Annotated in this window: 21 protein-coding genes and 5 tRNA genes; 1 reads left to right on the forward strand and 25 read right to left on the reverse strand. The window is 42.7% G+C overall.

Features of this window, described 5'->3' with window-relative positions; genetic code table 11:
- The coding region (locus J1N09_RS12430) for a VWA domain-containing protein (RefSeq protein WP_265200559.1) at positions 1-2,582 on the reverse strand (2,582 nt) is incomplete at its 3' end.
- Between the two features lie 94 nt (positions 2,583-2,676).
- Positions 2,677-3,168: a hypothetical protein gene (locus J1N09_RS12435; protein WP_265200560.1), complete on the reverse strand. Its 492-nt coding sequence runs from the start codon at positions 3,166-3,168 to the stop codon at positions 2,677-2,679.
- A 315-nt stretch (positions 3,169-3,483) separates the two neighbouring features.
- On the opposite strand from J1N09_RS12435, the gene J1N09_RS12440 reads away from it, so the two are divergent.
- A complete protein-coding gene (locus tag J1N09_RS12440) occupies positions 3,484-5,091 on the forward strand; it encodes a peptide chain release factor 3 (RefSeq protein ID WP_265200561.1) in 1,608 nt (535 codons plus the stop codon).
- Here the strand turns inward: J1N09_RS12440 and J1N09_RS12445 are convergent.
- The 23 genes from J1N09_RS12445 to J1N09_RS12555 all read right to left on the reverse strand — a co-directional run bounded on the left by J1N09_RS12445 (position 5,082) and on the right by J1N09_RS12555 (position 26,097).
- Entirely contained in the window at positions 5,082-5,936 is an 855-nt protein-coding gene (locus J1N09_RS12445; RefSeq protein ID WP_265200562.1) for a hypothetical protein, read from the reverse strand. The genes J1N09_RS12440 and J1N09_RS12445 overlap by 10 nt on opposite strands.
- A gap of 7 nt (positions 5,937-5,943) precedes the next feature.
- Positions 5,944-6,735: a hypothetical protein gene (locus tag J1N09_RS12450; protein WP_265200563.1), complete on the reverse strand. Its 792-nt coding sequence runs from the start codon at positions 6,733-6,735 to the stop codon at positions 5,944-5,946.
- 4 nt (positions 6,736-6,739) lie between these two features.
- Complete coding sequence (locus tag J1N09_RS12455) at positions 6,740-7,495, reverse strand: hypothetical protein (RefSeq protein WP_265200564.1); 756 nt, start codon at positions 7,493-7,495, stop codon at positions 6,740-6,742.
- 311 nt (positions 7,496-7,806) lie between these two features.
- Entirely contained in the window at positions 7,807-8,514 is a 708-nt protein-coding gene (locus J1N09_RS12460; protein ID WP_265200565.1) for a hypothetical protein, read from the reverse strand.
- Positions 8,515-8,556: 42 nt separating this feature from the next.
- Positions 8,557-9,261, reverse strand: a complete 705-nt coding sequence (locus J1N09_RS12465; protein WP_265200566.1) for a hypothetical protein — start codon at positions 9,259-9,261, stop codon at positions 8,557-8,559.
- A gap of 35 nt (positions 9,262-9,296) precedes the next feature.
- Positions 9,297-10,448 carry an Ig-like domain-containing protein gene (locus J1N09_RS12470; protein ID WP_265200567.1) on the reverse strand — a complete coding sequence of 384 codons (1,152 nt, stop codon included), beginning with the start codon at positions 10,446-10,448 and terminating at the stop codon, positions 9,297-9,299.
- Positions 10,449-10,718: 270 nt separating this feature from the next.
- On the reverse strand, positions 10,719-11,033 hold the full coding sequence (locus J1N09_RS12475) for a DUF3467 domain-containing protein (RefSeq protein ID WP_265200568.1): 315 nt from the start codon (positions 11,031-11,033) through the stop codon (positions 10,719-10,721).
- A gap of 50 nt (positions 11,034-11,083) precedes the next feature.
- A complete protein-coding gene (gene rpoC, locus J1N09_RS12480) occupies positions 11,084-15,382 on the reverse strand; it encodes a DNA-directed RNA polymerase subunit beta' (protein WP_265200569.1) in 4,299 nt (1,432 codons plus the stop codon).
- 98 nt (positions 15,383-15,480) lie between these two features.
- The gene (gene rpoB / locus J1N09_RS12485; protein ID WP_265200570.1) at positions 15,481-19,293 is read right to left on the reverse strand and encodes a DNA-directed RNA polymerase subunit beta; all 3,813 of its coding nucleotides are present in this window, start codon (positions 19,291-19,293) and stop codon (positions 15,481-15,483) included.
- A 135-nt stretch (positions 19,294-19,428) separates the two neighbouring features.
- On the reverse strand, positions 19,429-19,806 hold the full coding sequence (gene rplL / locus J1N09_RS12490; protein ID WP_265200571.1) for a 50S ribosomal protein L7/L12: 378 nt from the start codon (positions 19,804-19,806) through the stop codon (positions 19,429-19,431).
- 51 nt (positions 19,807-19,857) lie between these two features.
- Entirely contained in the window at positions 19,858-20,379 is a 522-nt protein-coding gene (gene rplJ, locus J1N09_RS12495) for a 50S ribosomal protein L10 (protein ID WP_265200572.1), read from the reverse strand.
- Positions 20,380-20,390: 11 nt separating this feature from the next.
- A complete protein-coding gene (gene rplA / locus J1N09_RS12500; RefSeq protein WP_265200573.1) occupies positions 20,391-21,086 on the reverse strand; it encodes a 50S ribosomal protein L1 in 696 nt (231 codons plus the stop codon).
- A 21-nt stretch (positions 21,087-21,107) separates the two neighbouring features.
- Positions 21,108-21,545 (reverse strand): 50S ribosomal protein L11, encoded by a 438-nt coding sequence (rplK, locus tag J1N09_RS12505; protein ID WP_265200574.1) that lies wholly within the window; start codon positions 21,543-21,545, stop codon positions 21,108-21,110.
- 72 nt (positions 21,546-21,617) lie between these two features.
- Positions 21,618-22,172 (reverse strand): transcription termination/antitermination protein NusG, encoded by a 555-nt coding sequence (gene nusG, locus J1N09_RS12510; RefSeq protein WP_265200575.1) that lies wholly within the window; start codon positions 22,170-22,172, stop codon positions 21,618-21,620.
- A 6-nt stretch (positions 22,173-22,178) separates the two neighbouring features.
- Positions 22,179-22,367, reverse strand: a complete 189-nt coding sequence (gene secE / locus J1N09_RS12515; RefSeq protein ID WP_265200576.1) for a preprotein translocase subunit SecE — start codon at positions 22,365-22,367, stop codon at positions 22,179-22,181.
- 98 nt (positions 22,368-22,465) lie between these two features.
- Positions 22,466-22,538 (reverse strand) — tRNA-Trp (locus J1N09_RS12520).
- A gap of 134 nt (positions 22,539-22,672) precedes the next feature.
- Positions 22,673-23,860 carry an elongation factor Tu gene (tuf, locus tag J1N09_RS12525; protein WP_265200577.1) on the reverse strand — a complete coding sequence of 396 codons (1,188 nt, stop codon included), beginning with the start codon at positions 23,858-23,860 and terminating at the stop codon, positions 22,673-22,675.
- Between the two features lie 52 nt (positions 23,861-23,912).
- Positions 23,913-23,984, reverse strand: a tRNA-Thr gene (locus J1N09_RS12530).
- A gap of 51 nt (positions 23,985-24,035) precedes the next feature.
- A tRNA-Gly gene (locus J1N09_RS12535) sits at positions 24,036-24,108 on the reverse strand.
- 393 nt (positions 24,109-24,501) lie between these two features.
- Positions 24,502-24,584: transfer RNA gene (locus tag J1N09_RS12540), tRNA-Tyr, on the reverse strand.
- A gap of 37 nt (positions 24,585-24,621) precedes the next feature.
- Positions 24,622-24,695, reverse strand: a tRNA-Thr gene (locus tag J1N09_RS12545).
- A 100-nt stretch (positions 24,696-24,795) separates the two neighbouring features.
- Positions 24,796-25,098 carry a ribosome hibernation-promoting factor, HPF/YfiA family gene (gene hpf, locus J1N09_RS12550; protein ID WP_265200578.1) on the reverse strand — a complete coding sequence of 101 codons (303 nt, stop codon included), beginning with the start codon at positions 25,096-25,098 and terminating at the stop codon, positions 24,796-24,798.
- Between the two features lie 108 nt (positions 25,099-25,206).
- Positions 25,207-26,097: a tyrosine-type recombinase/integrase gene (locus J1N09_RS12555; protein WP_265200579.1), complete on the reverse strand. Its 891-nt coding sequence runs from the start codon at positions 26,095-26,097 to the stop codon at positions 25,207-25,209.
- Positions 26,098-26,159: the final 62 nt, after the last annotated feature.

Consider the following 26,159-nt stretch of genomic DNA (forward strand, 5'->3'; position numbering starts at 1 on the left):
AGGTTACCCGCATTGGTTACCGTAAAGGTATAGGTGATCGTATCACCCTCAGCTAGGTCAACACAGTTGCCCGGCCCACCTGGTACCTGATCCGATGTTTTTACCAGTGCAATGTCTGGATTTTGACAGATTGTAAGGTCAATAGTATTACTCGTATCGTTTACTGCTCCTAATGCTGTATCACCATTCGCAGTTGCAGTATTCGAAATAATACCAGCATCAATATCTGCTTGAGTAACGTTGTAAGAAGCATTATAAGTCCAAACTTCTCCAATATCTAATACGCCGGGATTGCTAACATCACCTGATGCCGGTCCGGCTACTACTCCACCCAGAAGTGGGTCATTAACAACAAGATTAGTGACGTCTACATCACCTAGATTTGAAACTGTAAATGTGTAATTAACCGTACTTCCTTCTATATATGGATTACAATTAGACGTATCTCCATCTGTAGCTTTTGTTATCTCAATTTCGGCATTCTGACAAAGAGTGAATGTTTCACTATCATCATCGTTAACATTAAAAGAAGCACTTGAACCCGTTACGTTTCCGTCTACGGTTGCGACATTTACCACCTGGCCATTCACAATATCAGGTTGTGTTACTGTATAGCTCGCGGTATATGTCCAAACTTCACCTACATCTAAAATTCCGTTATTATTTGTATCTCCTGAATCTGGTCCGGGAATCGGGTTAACCGCATCTATAAGTGGATCATTCACCTCAACATCCGTTATCTCAACATTACCAATATTGGTTACTGTGAAGACGTAGTCGATATCCTGACCTGCAGGTACTGCATTACATCCATTAGGATCGTTATTAAGTGCGTTCTTCTCGATTACTATATTACAATCATAAATTGTTAAGGTAACTGGTGTTCTGTCCAGACTTGAACATCCGCTAACGTCGTCTACTGCTTCAGCATAATACGTTTCAGTACCAACACTACTTAGCGAAGGATCGGGAACCACATTACCTCCAGTAGCGGCATCGTACCATACGATACTAGCACCTGGCGTTTGAACAACCTGAGCGGTAAGGGTTTGAACAGGAGAAGAAGCACACTCTGCCTGATCACCTCCTGAAGTTGGCATCTCCGGTGGTAAGTATACCTGAATTTCGGATTCAACTACTACCGGAGGTAAATTACAATTGTTGTTATATGTTCCATTGTAGGTAAGTTGTGCCTTGAAATCCCCTTGAAAAGGATCAATTCCTGAATAAGTAAAACTACCCGACAGGTCTCCCATGGTGGTACCAGAAACAGTACCTACGGAAACATCATTCAGGAAGAATTCCCACTCAAAACCAAGAGTGAAAGGTGTGCACGTTCCAGGATCAAAAGTCGCTGAATAATCTATAACATTTGTACATTCAACCTGATCAACGACTGGGTCGGTAATCACGGGACATGGAACACAGACTTCTGGATTCGGGAAAGGTGTGGTAACGTTACTACAGTTAGCATCTTCATAACTCATGGAACTCATTCCGGAATTTTGAATTCCGCAACCTTGCATTCCAACAGCTTCAATAGTGTAATCAAGCATTAATGTTTCATTGGAAACATCTCCCAAATCCCATGTAATCGTATTAGTGCCTGAATTATATGAAGCATTTACAGGGTCACTAAGTGATCCCGGTACCAATTGAAATCCTGAGCCAAGAATATCGGTCACAATCCCCATTTTGGCAGCTAGAGCCAATTGTCCAAGGATGTCATTATAAATTGTTGTTAGATCGGCCGCGCTTTCTGTTGTGAATAATCCTTTATTCTCTATCTCATCAAGCACAAACGTGGCGGCTGTTTGCTGATCTCCTTCGATAGCCCCAAAAAGACCTACCGAGAAAATGCTTTGGTCGTATAATCCCGGATCTGCCGGTGCAGGAGGGTTTAAGGTAGTTTGTGCTGCAACACCTTCATTGATGGCATCGGTCATACACTGTGTATTGTTAGCCGGGAATGGTGGTGTTGGAGAACTTGAACAACTTGACCCGCCTAATGTACGGTTGGTAACACCATCGGTAAGTAGAATTATACTTCGGGAGGTAATACAGTCAAACGTTGCATTGTTTATCATGTGATTATCCGCAGTGTCCATAGCCCTGGCGATATTCGTTCCGCCATTAGCAACTAATCCGTCAACTGCATCAATTGCATCCTGTTTGTTTGCAGCAAGTACAAAACTCTCATCCACTGTCGCATCGGTGGAATAAGATACGATCGCGATTCGGTTTAAACCTGTTGGGTTGTTAGCCGGTAAGAAGAGATTATTGATAAAATCGGTTGCGGCGTCTTTGGCATAATCAATGGGTTCGTTCGGATCGTTTGGAATATCGAATCCCATACTACCGGACCTATCTATAACGAGAATAACCTCCTGGGGAATTGGTGGAGGATTACCAGTTACGGTTAAAGAGATATCGAACTGATTACATAAGGCACTTTCAATTGCTGTCTTGTCCAGCGTAATATCTTGCGCCTTGAGCGTTTCAGCATTGGAAAGAAACAAGGCCAGAAAAAGAATGGTTGCCTTGGTAATTATGCTACTTCTCAAGTGTAGTTGCTTCTTCATAAAATGTGATTTAGGTTGAAACCTATTATATTTTACTACCAGCAAAATGTATTTCGGTTAAGAATCGGGGGCGATTTCGGGGGCACGAAACCTATTAGTTCTCCGTGGGGTCGGGAATGTAAACTTTTAGTAATTTACGAGCTTCACTCTTCGAGCATGCTTCGGAAACGGCTTTCAGTTCAACGCACTTCCAAACATTCAGTTTAGAACCAACATTAACTGAAATCTCCGCAAGGAAGGTTTTAGTTCCTCCTGCTGGTACAGTAATGAAATTACTTCTGGATCCTTCCGAAGAAATACTTACATTCAGATCTGAAGTCCTTCTACTGGAAGAATTAGACATGCCAATTTTTTCACATGGTTCTTCGAAAGCTACTGATTGAATTTCATAGGATTGAGATCGGCCGGACTTATTCGTGATCTCCATCTGAAATCTAGTGGGATCATTAACAGTCGCAGACCGGGCATCCCGGTTCTTGTGAACACTCAACTGAGTATCACAACTCTGTGCATGAACGGAAAAACCATTCAAAAAAAGAGCGAGGGCGAGTGTGATCAAAACTTTGATCGTGTACTTCTTTTGCATGACTAAAATGTTTTAATGGAGGTCGAACATCTATAGTTCTCCCACAACATAATCAGTCAAATATAAGTAGGAAAATACGTTCAGATTTAACAAATAGTTAAGTATTAGCCGAAGTGTAACAAATATTCGTTGAACTACATAATTTGATAGGAAAATCGGTGTTTTTTTGTAGGAATTATATGTACGTATATACACGTATATCCCTTATTTTTCAACATATATGAGAGCATCATGTTGTAGGAATTGAAATTCCAATTTCTCGGTTAAAGAGTTTAAAACAAGCAGTATATTTGCGCTAAATATTTAGCACAATTCATGTCATTAAATAAAGAAATTGCCAGAAGGAAAACCTTCGGAATTATTTCCCATCCGGATGCGGGAAAAACTACTTTAACTGAGAAGTTATTACTCTTCGGTGGCGCCATTCAGGAAGCCGGTGCGGTAAAGAGTAATAAGATCAAAAAAGGAGCCACTAGCGACTTCATGGAAATCGAACGCCAAAGAGGTATTTCGGTGGCTACCTCTGTTTTGGCATTCGAATATAAGGACATTAAAATCAACATCCTGGACACCCCCGGGCACAAGGATTTTGCCGAGGATACATTTAGAACCTTAACGGCAGTGGATAGCGTTATTGTGGTTATTGACGTGGCTAAGGGTGTGGAAGAACAAACTGAAAAGTTAGTAGAAGTATGCCGTATGCGGAACATTCCTATGATCGTTTTTATCAATAAGCTCGACAGGGAAGGAAAAGATGCATTTGAACTTCTGGATGAGATCGAGCAAAAACTTCACCTTAAAGTTACACCTCTGAGTTTCCCAATAGGTATGGGATACGACTTCAAAGGGATCTATAATGTTTGGGAGAAGAACGTAAACCTTTTCAGTGGGGACAATAGAAAGAACATTGAAGACACAATTGAAGTAGAAGACATTTCTAGTTCTGAACTCGATGAACTCGTAGGCAAGGACGCGGCCGATACGCTACGCGAGGAACTGGAACTGGTTCATGAGGTATATCCTGATTTTGACCGCGATGCCTATCTGGAAGGTGAGCTTCAGCCTGTTTTCTTTGGTTCGGCCCTAAATAATTTCGGTGTTAGAGAACTCTTAGATTGTTTTATTGAAATTGCTCCGCGCCCCAGACCTAAAGCAAGTGACACCCGGCTGGTGAAACCCGAAGAGGAAAAATTTTCCGGATTTGTATTTAAGATCCATGCGAATATGGACCCGAAACACAGGGATCGACTGGCCTTTGTTAAGATTGTATCGGGTACATTCGAACGAAACACTCCATATCTCCATGTACGAAACGGTAAGAAAATGAAGTTTTCTAGTCCGAATGCCTTTTTTGCTGAAAAGAAACGAATTGTCGATATCTCCTACCCTGGTGATATTGTAGGACTGCACGACACCGGGAACTTTAAAATTGGTGATACTCTTACAGAAGGCGAAATCATGCAATACAAGGGTATTCCAAGCTTCTCACCAGAACACTTTAAGTACATAAACAATGCTGATCCCATGAAAAGCAAACAGCTCGAGAAAGGGATCGATCAGCTTATGGATGAAGGTGTAGCGCAGTTGTTCATTCTTGAACTCAATGGCCGAAAAGTAATTGGTACTGTGGGTGCGTTACAATTTGAAGTGATTCAGTACAGACTGGAGCACGAGTACGGAGCCAAGTGCCGCTACGAAAACCTAAATGTTCACAAAGCCTGCTGGGTAGATCCGGAAGACCCAAATAGTGATGAATTCAAAGAGTTTAAACGAGTTAAGGCAAAGTTTCTTGCCAAGGATAAACGCGGTCAGTTGGTCTTCTTTGCAGATTCGGCATTCACGCTACAAATGACGCAGTCTAAGTTCCCAGGTGTCAAATTGCATTTTGTGAGTGAATTTGAATCTGTAGCAATTCAATCGTAGTAGTGGGCAATAATTTGCATTTCATCTGCACCGGATCCTAAGTACATTTTTACCGCACCGGTCCCGGAAACATTACCCACTGCTAACTGAGCCGCAAAAAGTGCAACATAGGTTCCTGGGGGCAATTTCACGTAGTCCGTACCTGTATTCCAAAAATTCTTGTATTCACCATTTCGGTTACTGTTGTTCGCATAAAATTGTCCGTTTAAGGCTAATAAACCACCTGTTTCAAGACATACGGTACCAGACGCATTCACATCAATACACCAGGGACCACCATTTATTGGAATTCCGTCTAAATCATTTATTACTGCCGGGCCCGCATAAGGATCGGTAGGATCGGTTACTTCCCGAAAGTACAAGCCAGTTTGTACAATTCTCGCATGCTGATCATCTATTCTTCCACTCGCTCCGCTTGTTTTATATAAGGAATATGATACTGAATAATTCACTTCTACAATGGCATTTTTGGTTAAAGTGAATGTACTCCCGGCAAAGTCAGTCGGATATCCGGCAATTTCATACCCGAATGCTGTTCCTGTTTGATTAACCAGACTGGTTGGGTTCTCAACATTATTGAGATAATTTTCGGAATCGACAAGCATTTGCACATTATCACTTTCACTTCCTAATACCAAGTCTCCCTCTCCATCAACATATACCCTAGTCGTACTATTTATACCTAGATTTTCCGTGTTGTTAGACTCATTTAAGCCATCTATCCTAACATTAGACGTCGAACCAGCGACATGAACTGACTGTTGAGGATTCGTAGTATTAATACCTACCTGCGCCAGTAAAGTACACGAAAAACCTAAGGCAAAAAAAACTATGGACGTTCTCATATTCATTTTAATTATAGATTCTAATCTTTAAATAGTCCTGCGCACCTCCAAAGCCCACACTCGTATAACTAGAGGCATCATCTTCTACACGTCCAAAAAAATATATTGTATGAGTACCTGCAGGAACTTTTAACATACCCTGACCATTTTGATATGGATATCCAATTGATCCCTGATTAGAAGTTGCAAAATATTGAGATTTCTGGCCGTAATATTTCGAATCTTCAGTCGGATCAAGGAATCCATCATTACCTACATCCACCTTGAAGTATGTAAACATAGAAACGGCTTGATTCAAGGTAGGATAAAAGCACGGACAACCCGCAGAAAGATCATTACCCACTACAATCATAGTCATCCCATATTTGACTTCCACGAAGGCATCCTGGGGAGTGTCAAAAGTTACTGTTGTAATGAGTCCTTCCGTTACAGTTTCACCAAGGTCATTGTTATTTACAACCACTCCTGTCCTGATTCCTAGGCTATAAGGATCATCCGTTACAAAATTATCAATCACTAAAAGAAAATTCAGAGGTTCCTGGCCGGTCGCGCCAGAGCCGTTTCCTATTGTAATATCTCCGTTTCCATCCACATAAGCTGGCGCTAGTTTTACACCGTCATTATAAGTATTATTTGCAGCATTCAAACTTTCTATTCGGATAGTGGAAGATGCACCGGATATATGAAGATCCTCTTGAGGGGTAGTCGTTCCAATCCCAACTTGAGAAAACAGAGCGTAGGATATCATAAAAAAGATACTTACCAGAATATATTTTTGAATGATCTGCCTAGTCTTCATAATTTTAATGTAATCTCATGAATAAATGATCATCTCCGACTGCAAATTCAACATAGGTGGCTTCAGCATTTGGTCCCCCACCTCCATTCTTAACTCCGGAGGAAACTCCACCTTCCAAGTTTATGGTATAAGTACCTGCTGAAGGCAAATAAATATAAGTGGTCGCACTGTTATAAAGAATACCATCCACGCCTGCAGAAGATAAATTTGAATAACATTTCGAAGTCCTTCCCCATCTTCTCGTCATGCCATCTACGGAAATAAAGTTAAAAATTCGTCTAGCTCGATTATCAGTTATTGTTGAATAACTATTATCAGCGTAAACTCTGGCGCTCATGCCGTATTTCACTTCTAATAAAACTGATCGTGGGACTGTAATTGTATAACTTTGAATGGTTGTTCTTTGACCACCTGTAAGACTAGTTCCAAGTAAGGTAACAGTACTTGTGGACAAGGTTGTATCATCGAATGCATCGATACCAGCATTATCCTCAAAAACAGAGAGTTCAAGCGTGAAATCACCGTTCTCATCTACATATAACGGATATGTATCATTGGTAAGATCCAAATCGCCATTGGCATCACCTCCATTGTAAGAATTATTTGTCGAATTAAGACTTTCTATTCTTAAGGTTCCTGTGGTTCCGGCAATGTGAAGTGATTGTTGAGGATCAGTAGTATTGATTCCAACCTGCCCATTTGCAGATATACCTCCTAAAAGCAAGGAAAGTAGAAACAAATATTTTTTAAATCCCATCATAATATCAGCCTCATAGACATTTAGTATGCCATGTCACTAAGATATTGGGGCGTAAAAAATTAAAATCGAACGCTCTGGAAGGGGAGTAACCGAGAACGAATTAATCAGGATCAAGGAAAGTAGAAAACCTCAACCACTTGTTTCAAGTATAAATTTACCAAAAAAAAGTCACCCGTGGAGGTGAAAAATGCTAAATGACATCATAAATGATTGATATTTTCGACCAAATACGTATTTACGGTATCAAATACGCATAAAAGAGCGCATTACTTGATGAAAATCAGCTACTTATCTTCCTTTCGATACAGACTTTACAGATAGATGGCGTGGATATCCAAACGATCCATATCGCCAAAGGTAACTCTGAATGATGCATCGGAGCTCAAGCCTCCGCCGTTTACTTCACCATTGAGATGAATGCTGTAGGTGCCTGCATCTAAAGGCATGGTAACCGACCTGGAATTATAGATATAACCTGAAGCTGTATCACAATTTTCATTGGTATATACAGTTGATGTGGTTCCAAATTTCTTGGAAGTATCAGGATTTTCCCCATCACCGAGATACCAGTAATTATGAGCTATTTTAGTACGGCCATCAACAAGCTTTGAGGCGCCGTCATAGCTTTCAAACTCCATAGACATATAATAGGTCACAACTACATAAGCTCGCTGCGTTAGAGTAAAAGTTCTTGTATAAAGCTCGCTTGAATTAGTATCTGAATCGAAAGCAGTTTGCACAACCACGGGTGCTGAAAGTGCATTCTGAGAAAAAATTGCACCGGAGCGATCGGCTAATGAGAGATTACCATCACTATCAACTACCACATTATACAAATCGGTTCCTCCCGAATTCTCACTGTTGTTGGAACTGTTCAAACCATCAATACGAATAGAACTATTCGCTCCGGCAATATGTAGCTTCTCCTGGGGATTCGAAGTCCCGATACCTACTGCCTGTGCCCAACCTGCTGTAACGGTTGTTAAACAAACGAGATAAAGAGTTATTGTTTTTTTCATGTTGCCTTATTTAAGAAAGAATTGCTTTCAAATGACTTCTCTTTACAGATAGATCGCATGTATATCCAAGCGGTCCAAGTCCCCAAAAGTTACCCTGAAAGCAGCATCTGAGGTTAATCCACCACCGTATACAGCACCGTTTAGATGAATACTGTAAGTACCTGCATCCAACGGTATTGTTACTGATCTGGAATTGTATATATAACCCGAAGCTGCATCCGTACTTGAACTAAAGTAAACTGAACTCGTCATTCCATAGGACTTTGATGTATCAGGGGTAACTCCATTTCCGAGGTACCAGTAATTGTGTGCAATTTTAGCCCGACCATCATCTACTTTGGCGGAGCCATCATAATTTTCAAATTCCATAGAGATATAATAAGTAACTACCACCAGGGCTCTTTGAGTGAGAGTAAACGTTTCTGAATACAGCTCGTTCGAATTCATTCCTGAATTAGCAGTGGTTTGTATTACAACCGGAGAAACCAAATTAGCTTCCGAAGATAACTCTCCGGAACGCTCTGCCAATTTCAGATTACCATCAGCATCAACAACTACATTGTACATTTCAGCACCTCCCATGTTCTTACTATTGTTGGTACTATTTAACCCGTCTATTCTAACAGAACTATCATTTCCCGCAATATGTAGTGCCTCCTGGGGATTCGTTGTTCCAATTCCCACCTGTGCCCAGCTACCATAAACGGCGGCTACACAAAGCAGACAAAGAGTAACTATTTTTTTCATAATGCTATATTTAAGTATAGTTTTCAATATTGTTCTTAGTTGTTCTGTAATAGCGGTCCGTCAGCACCTCCCGAATTACACGGACACCCGTTATTAGGATAGGTTACATAGCTTATTGTTACCGAAGATGAATCGCAAATACCTGAATTCGGGGCTGGTAGACAGACTTCATAATCGAAGGTTACATCTCCTAAATATCCTGATGTCGGCGTATAGCTATATGTTCCATCCGAATTAAAGCTAAACGAAACACCTGCTGGACTTGGACCGCTCACAAGTGAGAAAGTTGATCCTAGCGGCGCATTTCCGTCATTTACTGTGCCATTGAAATCTTGATCCATACAACTGGTCTCAGTTTTGGGCTTAGCATATCGCTGAGCTATAAATACTTTACCGTCGCCATGGTCCTGAGTAGCCGCCATTAAGTCTACTCTTGTAATTACAGATCCTACTGGAGCAAGATCATCCAATGTAAATATTGCTATCCCAAGTGTTCCACCATTTTCTATAACCCGGCCGGAGTTCCAGTAATCTACTCCAGCAGGAGGAGCATTGAACAAGGGGCCCCATTGGGTGGTATTCTCACGAACAAATGTATCGCCAAGGAATACTTCCGGGCCACCCCCAGAAGGAATCCCATATACTGTTATATAGTAACAGTTATTGGCATTTCTTTCGGTTATTGCCAGGATACCTCCATCGTTTGAAGGGATTCCAGGTGAATAGGTAAGGGTCTGAATTTGCGCGTCTGTTGTACCAACAGCAACAAAATCATTGCAAATGTCCCGTCCGTTATCATTTGAGTGGAAATAGTGATTCAAGTTCTTATCCTGAAAAGCAGCGATGGCATCAGCTTCCCAGGTTGCGTTGCTACTGTTTGTGTTAACATTTACGCCATTCAGAATAATATTATTTTCATTGTGACCATCAGGTCCCAAACGTGTAAGACGATACTCGGTAGGCGCCGCAAATGTATTATATACTGTTCCGTCGATTGTAATAGAGCTAATTGTAGCAGGATCCGTATTTACTGTTTGAGTATCTGCCCATTGGAATGTAACCCCCGTCTGAACAGAGGGAGCTTGTGTTTGTCCAAATGTATCTTGGAAAATTGTAGAGAATATCGCCAGGATAATAGGTATCCATAACAATGTGAATCTCTTTGATTTGGGGGCTAAAGATTCCATAAGTCTAATTTGGGTCGTCCACAGATCGCGATTAAAAAAAAGCGGGGGCTTCTGTGAACTGATACAAAAGTAGGAAGCCTTCAGTATTTTCTTACACGTTTCGTCAATTATTCGATATCACGACCGATTTACTCGACAACTGACGTTTTTAGGGTAGAAATTGTAGGTTAGTGAGTAGAAAAATAAATGATTTATAGGGAATTTTTCTATAATTACTGCTGAATGAGCATAAAAAATCCCCGCTATTTGCGGGGATTGATATAATTACATTTAAGCCTCTCCTGTCGGCCCGAAATTAATGGGCATCGGAGGTTGCTGGTAGTCTTTGATCTCACCATGAGCATTCTCAAACCTCTGAACGTTATCCGCTAGTGCTTTGAGGAATCGCTTTGCATGTTGTGGAGTGAGTACGATTCTTGATTTAACCTTACTTTTTGGCACTCCTGGCATTATGGAGACAAAGTCAACCACGAATTCCGACTGTGAGTGGTTGATGATCGCCAGGTTGCTATAAATTCCCTGTGCGGTCTCGGCGTCTAATTCTATATTTATTTGTCCCTGTTTGGGTTTCTTTTCTTCAGCCATACTATTGTTTTAAACAACTTGCGCCCCGATGAGGAGCGCAAGTTTTATTGTTAGTTGTAATTCACTTCTTGTTTCTCGCGGGTCATCTCCTCCAGTTCCTCTTTCGAACCTACGATGATCGTATCGTAGTTTCTCATTCCGGTTCCGGCAGGGATCCTATGACCAACGATCACATTCTCCTTGAGTCCTTCAAGCGTATCTACTTTACCGCTTACCGCAGCTTCGTTCAATACTTTTGTTGTTTCCTGGAAGGAAGCGGCGGATATAAACGACTTCGTCTGTAGCGACGCCCTCGTAATTCCCTGGAGAATTGGAGTGGCCGTTGCTGGGACAGCGTCCCTGGCTTCAACCAGCGCCTTGTCAGCTCTTCTAAGAATGGAATTCTCATCGCGTAAATCCCTTGGCGTGATGATCTGTCCTTCTTTAAGAGTCTCACTGTCGCCGGCATTCTCAACAACCTTCATTCCGAAGATCTTATCGTTCTCCTCGATGAAGTCGTACTTATGTGCCAACTGGTTTTCCAGGAAGGTAGTGTCTCCACTATCTACGATACGTACTTTACGCATCATCTGGCGAACTACCACCTCAAAGTGCTTATCGTTGATCTTCACACCTTGTAGTCGGTATACTTCCTGAACCTCGTTCACAAGGTACTGCTGAACGGCAGATGGCCCTTTAATGTGAAGGATGTCTTCAGGAGTAATAGAACCATCAGATAATGGCATTCCGGCACGAACATAATCGTTCTCCTGTACCAGTATCTGGTTTGATAATTTCACAAGGTACTTCTTGATATCTCCAAGTTTGGATTCGATGATGATCTCTCTGTTACCACGCTTGATCTTTCCGAAGGAAACAACACCGTCGATCTCACTAACTACAGCAGGATTCGATGGGTTACGAGCTTCGAACAGCTCCGTTACACGTGGCAGACCACCTGTAATATCACCTGCTTTCGCAGACTTACGTGGGATCTTAACAAGGATCTTACCGATCTTGATCTTATCTCCGTCATCAACCATCAGGTGAGCTCCCACCGGCAGGTTGTATGAACGGATCACTTCATCTTTCTTTCCAAGGATATGAAGCGTAGGAATCTTCTTCTTATCTCTGGATTCAGAAATTACCTTCTCCTGGAATCCGGTCTGCTCATCGATCTCCACCTGGTAGGTCACTCCTTGCTCGATATTCTCGTATCCGATCTTACCGGCAAATTCAGAAATGATCACACCATTATATGGATCCCACTGACATACTACAGTACCTTCTTTCAGCTTTTGGCCATTCTTCACGAAGATGCTGGAACCATAAGGAATATTATTCGTACTTAAGGTAATTCCCGTTTTCTCATCGATCAATTTGATCTCTGAAGTCCTGGAAATCACAATATCCACTTTATTCCCTTCACTATCCTCACCTTTCACCGTTTTCAGGTCTTCAATCTCGGCTTTACCGTCGAATTTGGTAACCAGTTTGTTTTCTTCTGAAATGTTACTGGCAATACCACCCACGTGGAAGGTACGCAGTGTAAGCTGTGTTCCGGGCTCACCAATAGATTGAGCCGCTACAACACCAACGGCTTCTCCTCGCTGTACCATCTTATTGGTTGCAAGGTTCCTTCCGTAGCACTGAGCACAAATTCCCTTCTTAGCCTCACACGTAAGTGCCGAACGTACTTCGATCATCTCGATTGGAGATTCCGAAATCGCCTGGCCAACTTCTTCACTGATATGATCCCCTGCTGCCACCAATAGATCCTTGGTTAGCGGGTGATATACATCCTCAAGTGACGTACGTCCAACGATTCGCTCCCTAAGCGTCTCAACGATCTCCTCATTCTTCTTAAGGGCAGAAACTTCGATTCCTCGTAGTGTTCCACAATCCTCTTCGTTGATGATCACATCCTGAGATACATCTACCAGACGGCGCGTTAAGTAACCCGCATCTGCTGTTTTAAGAGCCGTATCCGCAAGACCTTTACGAGCACCGTGAGTAGAGATAAAGTATTCGAGAATCGATAATCCTTCCTTAAAGTTCGAAAGAATAGGGTTCTCAATGATCTCTCCACCTCCAGCAGTAGATTTCTTCGGCTTGGCCATCAATCCACGCATACCGGTTAGCTGACGGATCTGTTCTTTAGATCCCCTCGCACCGGAGTCAAGCATCATATACACCGAGTTAAATCCTTGCTGATCCTCGCGAATACGCTTCATGGACAATTCGGTAAGTTCGGCATTGGTAGCCGTCCAGATATCAATAACCTGGTTGTATCGTTCGTTATTTGTGATAAGACCCATATTGTAGTTGGCAATAATGCCATCTACCTGGCCGTTCGCCGAGTCGATCATCGATTGCTTTTCAGCAGGAATAATAATATCCCCTAAGCTAAATGACAATCCTCCTTCAAATGCAAACTTATATCCCAGGTCTTTGATCTCATCAAGGAATCCAGCCGTTACAGGCACACTGGTTACCTTAAGGATATTTCCAATGATATCACGAAGCGATTTCTTCGTAAGTACATCATTTATGTAACCTGCTTCTTCTGGTACTTTATCGTTGAAGATCACCCTACCAATTGTAGTGGTGATGATCTGATTCACCAACTCACCATCTTCATTGAAGTCCTTGGTTCTTACCTTGATCTCCGCATTCAGATCTACTTTCTTCTCATTGTAAGCAATAAACGCTTCTTCAGGAGAATAAAAAGTAAGTCCTTCACCCAGCACTTTCGCGTCATCGGTGGACTTTCTCAATTTGGTCATATAATAAAGACCCAATACCATATCCTGAGATGGTACCGCAACCGGTGATCCATTCGCAGGATTCAGGATATTGTGAGATGCAAGCATCAACAGCTGCGATTCAAGGATCGCTTCTGGCCCCAATGGAAGGTGTACAGCCATCTGGTCACCGTCAAAGTCGGCATTAAAAGCCGTACATACTAACGGGTGCAGTTGGATCGCCTTACCTTCAATAAGTTTTGGCTGGAATGCCTGGATTCCTAGTCTGTGAAGCGTAGGAGCACGGTTCAATAGAACCGGGTGTCCTTTTAATACGTTCTCCAGTATGTCCCAAACTACAGGTTCTTTCTTATCGATGATCTTCTTGGCACTCTTCACCGTTTTGACAATACCTCTTTCGATGAGCTTTCTGATCACGAAAGGCTTGTATAGTTCGGCGGCCATGTCCTTCGGAAGACCACATTCGAATAATTTCAATTCAGGACCTACAACAATTACCGAACGAGCCGAGTAATCAACACGTTTACCAAGTAGGTTCTGACGAAAACGTCCTTGCTTTCCTTTCAATGAATCTGAAAGGGATTTAAGCGGACGGTTGCTATCTGTTTTTACTGCTGAAGACTTACGCGTATTGTCGAATAGTGAATCTACAGATTCCTGAAGCATACGCTTCTCGTTTCTAAGGATCACTTCAGGAGCTTTGATCTCCATCAATCGCTTCAAACGATTGTTACGAATGATCACACGACGATACAGATCGTTAAGATCCGAAGTCGCAAACCTACCACCATCAAGCGGCACCAGCGGACGTAATTCCGGTGGGATCACAGGAACCACTTTCATGATCATCCATTCCGGACGATTTTCCCTGTTCTTGTTCGCATCACGCAGTGCTTCCACCACCTGAAGACGCTTTAACGCCTCGGTTTTACGTTGCTTGGATGTTTCGTTATTTGCTTTGTGACGAAGTTCGAAGGACAAAGTATCCAGGTCGATCCTGTTCAACAGGTCGATCAAACACTCCGCACCCATCTTCGCGATGAACTTGTTCTCATCGGAATCTTCCAGGTATTGGTTTTCCTGTGGAATGGATTCGAGTATGTTCAGATACTCTTCTTCCGTTAGGAAATCCATTTTCTGAATAGGCTCCCCTTCTTCATTCTTTGCGATACCGGGCTGAATCACTACGTAACGCTCGTAATAGATGATCATATCCAATTTCTTCGAAGGAAGACCTAGCAGATATCCTATTTTGTTCGGCAGTGAACGGAAATACCAGATATGTGCTACCGGTACTACCAGGTTGATATGCCCAACACGATCACGACGTACTTTCTTCTCAGTTACCTCAACACCACATCGGTCACAAACGATACCCTTGTATCGAATTCTTTTATACTTACCACAGGCACATTCGTAATCCTTAACAGGACCGAAAATGCGCTCACAGAAAAGCCCGTCACGCTCCGGCTTGTGCGTACGGTAGTTAATCGTTTCCGGCTTCAACACCTCTCCCCTTGACTCCGCCAAAATTGATTCAGGAGATGCCAGACCGATCGAGATCTTGTTGAACTTCTGTACTGTGTTTTCTTTATTTCTTGCCATAATGCTCTGTACTATGCTTTGTTGTTATTTGATTTAAGAGTGTTGTTTCACTCCTTCTGAAGTTCGGATGGTTTCCCGCCATTTGGCGGGAAACTCCGTTATTCTTCTAATCTGATATCCAGACCCAGTCCTTTCAATTCGTGCATCAACACGTTGAAAGATTCCGGTAGTCCGGGTTCAGGCATGGCTTCACCTTTTACTATAGACTCGTAAGTCTTGGCACGGCCGATCACGTCATCCGACTTAACCGTCAGGATCTCACGCAGGGTGCTTGAAGCTCCATAAGCTTCCAGTGCCCATACTTCCATTTCCCCGAATCGCTGACCACCAAATTGTGCTTTACCTCCAAGTGGTTGCTGGGTAATGAGTGAGTATGGTCCAATGGAACGTGCGTGCATCTTGTCGTCTACCATATGGCCCAGTTTCAGCATGTAGATCACACCTACGGTTGCAGGTTGATCGAAACGCTGTCCGGTTCCACCATCGTATAGATAAGTGTGACCAAATCTTGGAATCCCTGCCTCATCGGTAAGCTCGTTGATCTGATCCAGTGTAGCTCCGTCGAAAATTGGCGTAGCGTAACGCTGGTTCAGTTTCTGTCCGGCCCAACCAAGTACGGTTTCGTAGATCTGCCCAATGTTCATACGTGATGGTACACCAAGTGGGTTCAATACAATATCCACTGGTGTTCCGTCCTCAAGGAATGGCATATCCTCTTCCCTAACGATACGGGCAACGATACCTTTGTTACCGTGACGACCCGCCATTTTATCACCTACTTTCAGCTTACGCTTTTTAGCGATATAAACTTTGGCAAGTTTCAGGATTCCGGATGGAAGTTCGTCTCCAACGGAGATCGTGAACTTCTCACGACGCAGGTTACCCTGAAGGTCGTTTTCCTTGATCTTATAATTGTGCATAAGATCCTTCACCATACTATTGGTCGCAGCATCCGTTGTCCATGTACCTCCGGTTAGGTGGGTGTAATCGTCAACGGCATTCAGCATTTTAAGAGTGTATTTCTTTCCTTTCGGGAAGACTACTTCACCCAGGTCGTTCATAACTCCCTGTGCTGTTTTACCACCAACTATAGCGAAGAGCTTCTCAACAAGGATATCTTTCAGGTCATCGAATTTCGCATCATAACGTGTTTCCAGTTCTGCAATATCCTCCTTATCCTTGGCTCTCTTTCTCTTGTCTTTAATTGCTCTTGCGAACAACTTCTTATCGATCACTACTCCGCGAAGTGATGGTGACGCTTTTAAAGAAGCATCCTTCACATCACCGGCCTTATCACCGAAGATCGCTCGAAGCAGTTTTTCTTCAGGGGTAGGATCACTTTCTCCTTTCGGGGTGATCTTACCTATAAGGATATCGCCCGGCTTTACTTCCGCACCAATACGGATCATACCGTGCTCGTCGAGATCTTTAGTAGCCTCTTCAGAAACATTAGGAATATCATTGGTCAATTCCTCGTTTCCTAGCTTGGTATCACGAACCTCAAGCGAGTATTCATCGATATGGATGGAGGTGAAGATATCTTCACGTACCACCTTCTCGGAGATCACGATCGCATCCTCGAAGTTATATCCTTTCCATGGCATGAAGGCAACCTTCATGTTTCTACCTAGGGCCAATTCACCGGCTTCGGTAGCATATCCCTGGCAAAGTACTTGTCCCCTGGCAACTCTGTCGCCTTTCTTAACGATAGGTTTCAGGTTGATGGAAGTACTCTGGTTTGTTTTTCTGAATTTGATCAGGTTATAGGTCTTGTTATCACCATCGAAACTCACAAGTCGCTCGTCATCTGAACGATCGTACTTGATCACGATCTCATTGGCATCAACATACTCAACCACTCCATCTCCTTCAGCATTGATCAATACCCGAGAATCTGAAGCTACCTGACGCTCAAGGCCAGTACCTACGATTGGCGCATCTGCTCTTAGCAGAGGCACTGCCTGGCGCATCATATTCGATCCCATAAGTGCACGGTTCGCATCATCGTGCTCAAGGAATGGAATTAGCGATGCTGAGATCGAAGCGATCTGGTTTGGCGCTACGTCGGCATAGTTCACCTGTTTTGGTTCCACAACCGGGAAGTCACCTTCTTCACGGGCAATAACACGGTCGCTGTCTATGGTTCCGTCCTTTTTCAGCGGTATGTTTGCCTGTGCAATTAGTTTTTCTTCCTCTTCCTCTGCGGAAAGGTATATCGGCTCATTCTTGAGGTCGATCTTACCATTTTCCACTTTTCTATAGGGAGTTTCAATGAAACCGAGGTTGTTCACTTTCGCATATACCGAAAGTGAAGAAATAAGACCAATGTTCGGTCCTTCAGGAGTTTCGATCGGACACAGTCTTCCGTAGTGGGTATAGTGAACGTCACGTACCTCGAATCCTGCTCTTTCACGTGACAGACCTCCTGGCCCAAGTGCTGAAAGTCGACGCTTGTGCGTGATCTCGGCCAATGGGTTGGTCTGATCCATAAACTGTGATAGCTGGTTCGTTCCGAAGAAAGAATTGATCACAGACGAAAGTGTTTTCGCGTTGATCAGATCGATCGGTGTAAATACCTCGTTATCCCGAACGTTCATTCGCTCGCGAATGGTTCTGGCCATACGAGCAAGACCCACTCCGAACTGCGCAGATAACTGCTCACCTACGGTACGAACACGACGGTTACTCAAGTGATCGATATCATCGATCTCCGCTTTGGAGTTGATTAGCTCGATCAGGTATTTGATAATGGTAATGATATCTTCTTTGGTAAGCACTTGCTTTTCCATTTCGATATCAAGTCCCAGTTTTTTGTTCATTCGGTAGCGACCTACTTCACCGAGGTTGTATCGCTGATCACTAAAGAACAGCTTATTGATAATGCCTCTTGCCGTCTCTTCATCTGGCGGTTCAGCATTACGCAACTGTCTGTAAATATGTTCAACTGCTTCTTTTTCTGAGTTGGTAGGATCCTTTTGGAGCGTATTATGGATTATCGCATAATCGGCCAACTGGTTGTCTTCCTTGTGAAGGAGGATTGTTTTAGAACCAGACTCCATGATCTCCTCGATATGTTCTTTTTCAAGAACGGTATCCCTGTCCAGAATGATCTCGTTACGTTCGATAGAAACTACCTCACCTGTATCTTCATCCACGAAGTCCTCGTGCCATGTCTTCAGAACACGAGCCGCAAGTTTGCGTCCCATGTATTTCTTCAGGCCAGTTTTGGTAGCTTTTACCTCTTCAGCAAGATCGAAGATCTCAAGAATGTCCTTATCACGTTCAAATCCGATGGCTCGGAAAAGTGTTGTAACAGGTAATTTTTTCTTTCTATCGATATATGCGTACATCACGCTGTTGATATCGGTAGCGAATTCGATCCAGGATCCTTTGAATGGGATCACACGGGCCGAGTACAACTTGGTACCGTTAGCGTGAAACGATTGTCCGAAGAATACTCCGGGAGAACGGTGCAATTGAGAAACTACTACTCGTTCGGCCCCGTTAATGCAGAAAGTACCACTTGGGGTCATGTAAGGAATAGTTCCAAGGTACACATCCTGTACAATGGTTTCGAAGTCTTCGTGTTCTTCGTCGGTGCAATATAGTTTTAAGCGTGCCTTGAGTGGTACGCTATACGTCAACCCTCTTTCGATACATTCCTGAATAGAATATCTTGGTGGATCTACGAAGTAGTCCAGGAATTCTAGAACGAATTGGTTTCGGGTATCCGTGATTGGAAAGTTTTCCATGAAAGTCTTGTAAAGACCTTCGTTGCCTCTTTCTTCTGATTTAGTTTCTAACTGGAAAAAATCCTGGAAGGATTTGATCTGGATGTCCAAAAAGTCGGGATAATCCGGCTTATTCTGTACAGAGGAAAAATTCAATCTTTCAATTTGCGTTACTGACATTTACGGACGGAATTTTAATTAAAAAAACAGTGACGCGTATACTCAAAAAATCTTAACCTTTATATACGCAAAATGGTTTAGGCCCATCCGCATTGGGCGGAAGGCCTAAACCTTAAGGTTTGGAACTCGGCGAGCTTACTTAAGCTCAACCTCAGCTCCTGCTTCTTCTAACTGAGCTTTAAGTGCTTCAGCTTCGTCTTTGGCAACACCTTCCTTGATTGGAGATGGAGCGTTGTCTACTAATTCTTTAGCGTCTTTTAGACCAGCACCTGTTAGTTCTTTTACAAGCTTAACTACAGCAAGTTTAGATCCACCTGGAGCCGTAAGAATTACGTCAAACTCAGTCTTCTCTTCAGCGGCTTCTCCGCCTCCGGCACCTCCACCAGCAGCAACAGCTACAGCTGCAGCAGCAGGCTCGATACCATATTCTTCTTTTAGGATGTCAGCTAACTCGTTAACTTCTTTAACGGTCAAGTTAACCAACTGTTCTGCGAAATCTTTTAAATCTGCCATTTTCTATCGTTTTAATAAAATTGTATTTATAGTTTAATTAGTGCTAAATGATTAACCTTCTCTTTCGGAAAGGGTTTTAACAATTCCTGCAATTGTTCCTCCACCGCTCTTAAGCGCAGAGATAACATTCTTGGCAGGAGATTGAAGTAAGCCGATGATGTCTCCGATAACTTCTTCTTTCGACTTGATATTAACAAGTTTCTCAAGTTGATCGTCACCGATATAAACAGCCTCTTCAATGTACGCGCCTTTAAGTAGCGGGCGTTCAGATTTCTTTCTGAATGCCTTGATCACTTTTGCCGGAGCGTTTCCAGTTTCAGAAAACATAAGAGAAGTATTCCCTTTAAGTACTTCAGATAAATCTCCAAAGTCCTTATCGGCACTCTCCATTGCTTTCGAAAGCAAGGTATTCTTTACAACACTCAGTCTCACTCCTGCTTTAAAACAAGCGCGGCGTAAATTTGAAGTGGTTCCTGCATCCAGGCCAGAGATATCAGCCAAATAAATGGTGCTATTCTCAGCCAGCTGAGCAGTCAAATTTTCTATAACCTGTGATTTTTCTTCTCTAGTCATGTTTCTAAATTTTACTGCTCAACAAAGCGCTTGGAATCAATTTCTACTGAAGGACTCATCGTAGAGGACATGTAAATGCTCTTGATGTAAGTACCTTTAGAGGATTGAGGCTTCATTTTTACGAGTGTAGTTAGTAATTCTTTCGCGTTTCCTGCGATCTTCTCAGCATCGAAAGATGCTTTTCCAATTGCCGCGTGAACGATTCCGGTCTTTTCAACTTTGAAGTCGATCTTACCAGCTTTCACATCGGAAACGGCTTTAGCAACGTCCATAGTTACCGTACCGGTTTTAGGGTTTGGCATTAAGCCGCGAGGACCAAGAATACGCCCCAGAGGTCCTAACTTACCCATAACACTCGGCATAGTAACAATAACGTCGACATCTGTCCAACCTCCTTTAATCTTAGTGAGGTATTCGTCCAATCCAACATAATCTGCTCCAGCTTCTTTTGCTTCGCTCTCCTTATCGGGAGTAACCAAAGCAAGAACTTTTACATCTTTACCCGTTCCGTGAGGAAGGGTAACAACTCCACGAACCATTTGGTTTGCTTTACGTGGGTCTACGTTAAGACGTACCGCCAGGTCTACCGTGGCATCAAAATTTACCTTGGAGATCTCTTTTATCAAAGCGGAAGCCTCACTAAGAGTATAGGTTCTATCCTCTACCTTTGCTTTGGCTTCTTTTTGCTTTTTTGTTAGTCTTGCCATTTCTATAGATTCTTTTTCGGTTTAGAAAGGTGCAGCACCTTTAACTTTAACTCCCATTGAACGAGCCGTTCCAGCTACCATTTTCATGGCAGACTCGACGGTAAATGCGTTCAAATCGGGCATTTTGTCTTCTGCTATAGCTCTTACCTGGTCCCAGGATATAGAGGCTACCTTGTTAATATGCGGTTCACCAGAGCCTTTTTTAACTTTGGCGGCTTCAAGGATCTGTACAGCGGCAGGTGGGGTTTTAATTACAAAGTCGAAAGACTTATCTTTATAAACCGTAATCACCACTGGCAACACTTTTCCTTGCTTATCCTGAGTTCTTCCGTTGAATTGCTTACAGAACTCCATGATATTAACACCGGCAGCACCTAAGGCGGGTCCAACTGGTGGAGACGGGTTAGCGGCTCCTCCACGAACTTGCAGCTTAACTACTTTACCTACTTCTTTTGCCATTTTTCAAATTTTAATTCGGGTTTTTTCGTCTTGGAAGCTTCAGAAAAAAACCTATTATATAGCGTGTAACAATTAAACTTTCTCTACTTGCATATAGCTTAACTCTAATGGTGTTTTTCTACCAAAAATCTTCACCATAACTTCAAGCTTGCGTTTTTCTTCGTTGATCTTTTCTACCGTTCCGTTAAATCCGTTGAACGGCCCGTCGATCACTTTAATGGTTTCACCAATAACATAAGGGATGTTTACGTTCTCATCCTGAACGGTAAGTTCATCTACCTTTCCTAGCATACGGTTCACCTCGGCCTGTCTTAATGGCACGGGATCTCCTCCTTTGGTTTCACCTAAGAATCCGATCACCCCGTTAATCGATTTGATAATGTGCGGGATCTCACCCTCCAGTTTTGCCTGGATCATGATATAGCCCGGGAAGTAAACTCGTTCTTTGTTTACTTTCTTCCCGTTTCGGATTTGAATTACTTTTTCTGTTGGAACTAAAACCTGCTCAATAGAATCCTCCAAATTAAGTCGTTTTATCTCAGATTCGATATACGACTTGATCTTATTCTCCTGTCCGCTTACAGAGCGAACCACATACCACTTCTTTGTACTTTTAGTTTCCGTCATTTCGATTTAGGACTTAATCCAATTGAAATATAACTCAACAACGTTGCTGAATACTTTGTCCACACCAAATACAGCTAGTGCCAGCACTATTGAAAAGGCAGCAACAATTACTGTAAGTTTCTGTGCTTCCGCCCAGGTTGGCCAGGACACGTGGTTCCTCAGCTCGTTATATGATTCTTTAATATAATCTAACATCGTTTTCGGTGTTATTTCGCAATGTTTGAGAGACTCCCCTCGACTCCGCTCGGGATAAACTTCTCGTCTCCAGAGAAGTGCTCCCTTTTTACTTTTTGCACGGGTTGAGAGACTCGAACTCCCGACACCTGGTTTTGGAGACCAGTGCTCTACCAACTGAGCTAAACCCGTTTTTACAGTTCAGGTTACCTACTAAACTTTTGCTTTTTGCTCAGCCCTGCCTGCCGGCGGGCAGGTAAACCCCGTTATAAAAGTCAAGGCATCCGCCGGAGGCGGACACCTTATGACTTCCTATATAAACGTAATTAGTCTAAAATTTCAGTTACCTGACCAGCACCTACTGTCCTACCACCTTCACGGATAGCGAAACGTAGTCCAACATTCATTGCGATTGGCTGGATAAGGTCAACAGTAATGGTAAGGTTATCACCAGGCATTACCATCTCAACACCATCAGGAAGAGCAATATTTCCTGTTACGTCAGTTGTACGTACGTAGAACTGTGGACGATAGTTGTTGTGGAATGGTGTGTGACGACCACCTTCTTCTTTCTTAAGGACATACACCTCAGCTTTGAACTTAGCGTGAGGAGTAACAGATCCTTGCTTACAGATAACCATACCTCTACTGATATCAGTCTTTTCAATACCTCTTAGTAGGATACCTACGTTATCACCAGCTTCTCCTCTGTCAAGGATCTTACGGAACATCTCAACTCCAGTAATAGTAGAAGTTAGTTTTTCAGCTCCCATACCAATGATGTCAACAGGATCACCAGTATTGGCAATACCGGTTTCGATACGACCTGTAGCAACAGTTCCACGACCAGTAATTGAGAATACATCCTCGATAGGCATCAAGAAGTCCTTGTCGATCTCACGAAGTGGCTCTTCGATCCAAGTGTCTACAGCTTCCATAAGCTCAAGTACAGTATCAACCCACTTTTGCTCACCGTTAAGTGCTCCTAAAGCAGATCCAGCGATAACAGGACCGTTATCACCGTCATAGTCGTAGAAGTTAAGAAGATCACGGATCTCCATCTCAACTAATTCAAGTAGCTCCTCATCGTCTACCATATCCACTTTATTCATGAATACAACGATACGAGGGATACCTACCTGGCGACCAAGAAGGATGTGCTCACGAGTTTGTGGCATCGGTCCGTCAGTGGCAGCAACAACAAGAATCGCTCCGTCCATTTGAGCAGCACCAGTAACCATGTTCTTTACATAGTCGGCGTGACCAGGACAGTCAACGTGTGCATAGTGACGATTCGCTGTTTGATATTCTACGTGAGAAGAGTTAATAGTAATACCTCTCTCTTTTTCTTCAGGTGCATTATCAATTTGATCAAAAGATCTTGCTTCTGAAAAACCAGCATCTGCTAAAACTTTTGTAATAGCAGCCGTTAAAGTTGTTTTACCGTGATCTACGTGTCCAATAGTACCAACGTTCAAGTGGGGTTTGGACCGATCAAATGTTTCTTTTGCCATCTTGTATTAATTTAATCTTAGTTTATATATTAGTGTTCAATTCTTCTATGTGAGCCAATGACGGGATTTGAACCCGTGACCTCTTCCTTACCAAGGAAACGCTCTACCCCTGAGCTACACCGGCGTAAAGTGTTGAATCTACATAAAGCAGATTCCTGCCTTCGCAGGAAAATTGAGCGGGAGACCGGGTTCGAACCGGCGACATTCAGCTTGGAAGGCTGACGCTCTACCAACTGAGCTACTCCCGCTTTTTGTTTCATCAAGGCACAATACCCTGAGAAAACCGATTTCAATATGTCAAAAAATGCACTTTATCTTGGACCATAAAAGCGTGCAAAGATAACCAATATTTAGCTCTGGTCCAAATAGTTGGTTAGATTCGTTAGCACAGGTTTACCTCGCTTCGCTCGGTGATCAAAATCTCAACTCCATGTTGAGGATTACCTCGCTTCGCTCGGTGATCAAAATCTCAACTCCATGTTGAGGATTACCTCGCTTCGCTCGGTGATCAAATCTCAACTCCATGTTGAGGATTACCTCGCTTCGCTCGGTGATCCGTGAAGGGGGACCCTTCACTACAATTTTTCAAACGCAGATTTACAAAAGTGAACTTTTGACATCCGCATCTTGAAAAATTGATGTGGGGAGAGCAGGATTCGAACCTGCGAAGGTAAAAACCAACAGATTTACAGTCTGTCCTCGTTGGCCGCTTGAGTATCTCCCCTTTAGAAATTAACCAGTATTATAAAGAACTTTTTGAGAGCCGATGGAGGGACTCGAACCCACGACCTGCTGATTACAAATCAGCTGCTCTAGCCAGCTGAGCTACATCGGCTTTTTTGGCTAATTTCAACCAAAAAAAAGTCCGCTATTTCTAACGGACTGCAAATGTATATAAATTATTTAATCAAAAAAACTTTTTTCAGAAATTTTCATCATGCATGCGCACGCAATTTTTCCTTCCGTTTTTTAAGCTGTCGTTCCAATGATTGTATACACTCATCGGTTCCTGCCTCAAATGTTCTAGCCTCCTTTTTTACAATCATATCACCACCCGGAACACTGAGCAAAATTTCAACTGATTTGTTTTCTTTTTCGCTCGTTTTCTGAACCTTTAAAAACACATCAGCAAAAATGATCCTGTCGTAAAATTGTTCCAACTTATTCAACTTCTTTTCAATGAAATCGATAAGTTTTCCGTCAGCGGCAAAATTAGGGGTTTGGACAGTTACTTTCATAGGGGTCTTGATTTTTTAGAATTCAACATTACAATAGTGCTCTTTCCAATGGATTTGTTGTGTCCTCTAGAAAAAGTAAGAGCTCATAAGCGAAATTTTAGTTTTTACTTATTTCGAGTTGCGGGGATGCGAGTTGCGATAAACTTCCTTCAACTGTGCAATACTGTTATGAGTATATACCTGCGTGGAAGCCAAACTCGAATGCCCGAGCAGTTCCTTGACTGCGTTTAGGTCTGCACCCTCATTCAAGAGATGCGTTGCAAAGGAATGCCGCAATATATGCGGACTCTTTTTTACCTTTTCCGATGCTAAACTAAAATAGGAATTTATTATGCGGTAGACAAGGGTTTCATATATTTTAACGCCCTTTTTAGAAAGTAACAGATAGTTAGGATCCTGTACCTTTTCCAATCCATGACGCTCCTCCAGGTACGCCTTAATCGAATCAATTACGGAAGGCAGCAAAGGAATGATCCTTTCTTTATTTCGCTTTCCCAACACCTTCAGAGTGCGCTGCTCCATAGACACATCACTGCATTTTAAATTCACAAGCTCTGCCCGACGCATGCCCGTACTGTAAAATAATTCAACAATAAGCTTATTCCGCTTTCCTTCAAATCCTTCTGCATCGGTCAACAAATCCAGAACATCTTCTATCTCCTTTTCTGAAAATGGCACCTGTATCTTCTTAGATGTCTTTAACGACTTATGCTTCGCCAAAGGATTGATCTCTATCTGTTTTGTCTTTAGAAGAAATTTGTAATACGATTTCAATGATGCGATCTTTCTATTGATACTCCTGTTCGCCATCCCATTATCCACCATGGATACGATCCAGCTCCTTATGATGGAATATGGCACTTCTCGAATATCCCCCATTTCATATCCCTCAGAGACAAACAAGGCAAAGTCGCCCAAATCCTTCTCATAGGCTTTTACGGTATGAGGCGAATAGTGCTTTTCCAGGGAAAGATAATCGGTGAAATCTGTAAAGAGCATAAAAGGTTCTTGGTTCTTGCTTCTAAAATACGACTTTGTACAATAAAAAAACCGCCGGTAAT

The sequence above is a fragment of the Aureitalea sp. L0-47 genome, assembly GCF_026126405.1.
Lineage (GTDB): Bacteria > Bacteroidota > Bacteroidia > Flavobacteriales > Flavobacteriaceae > Pukyongia.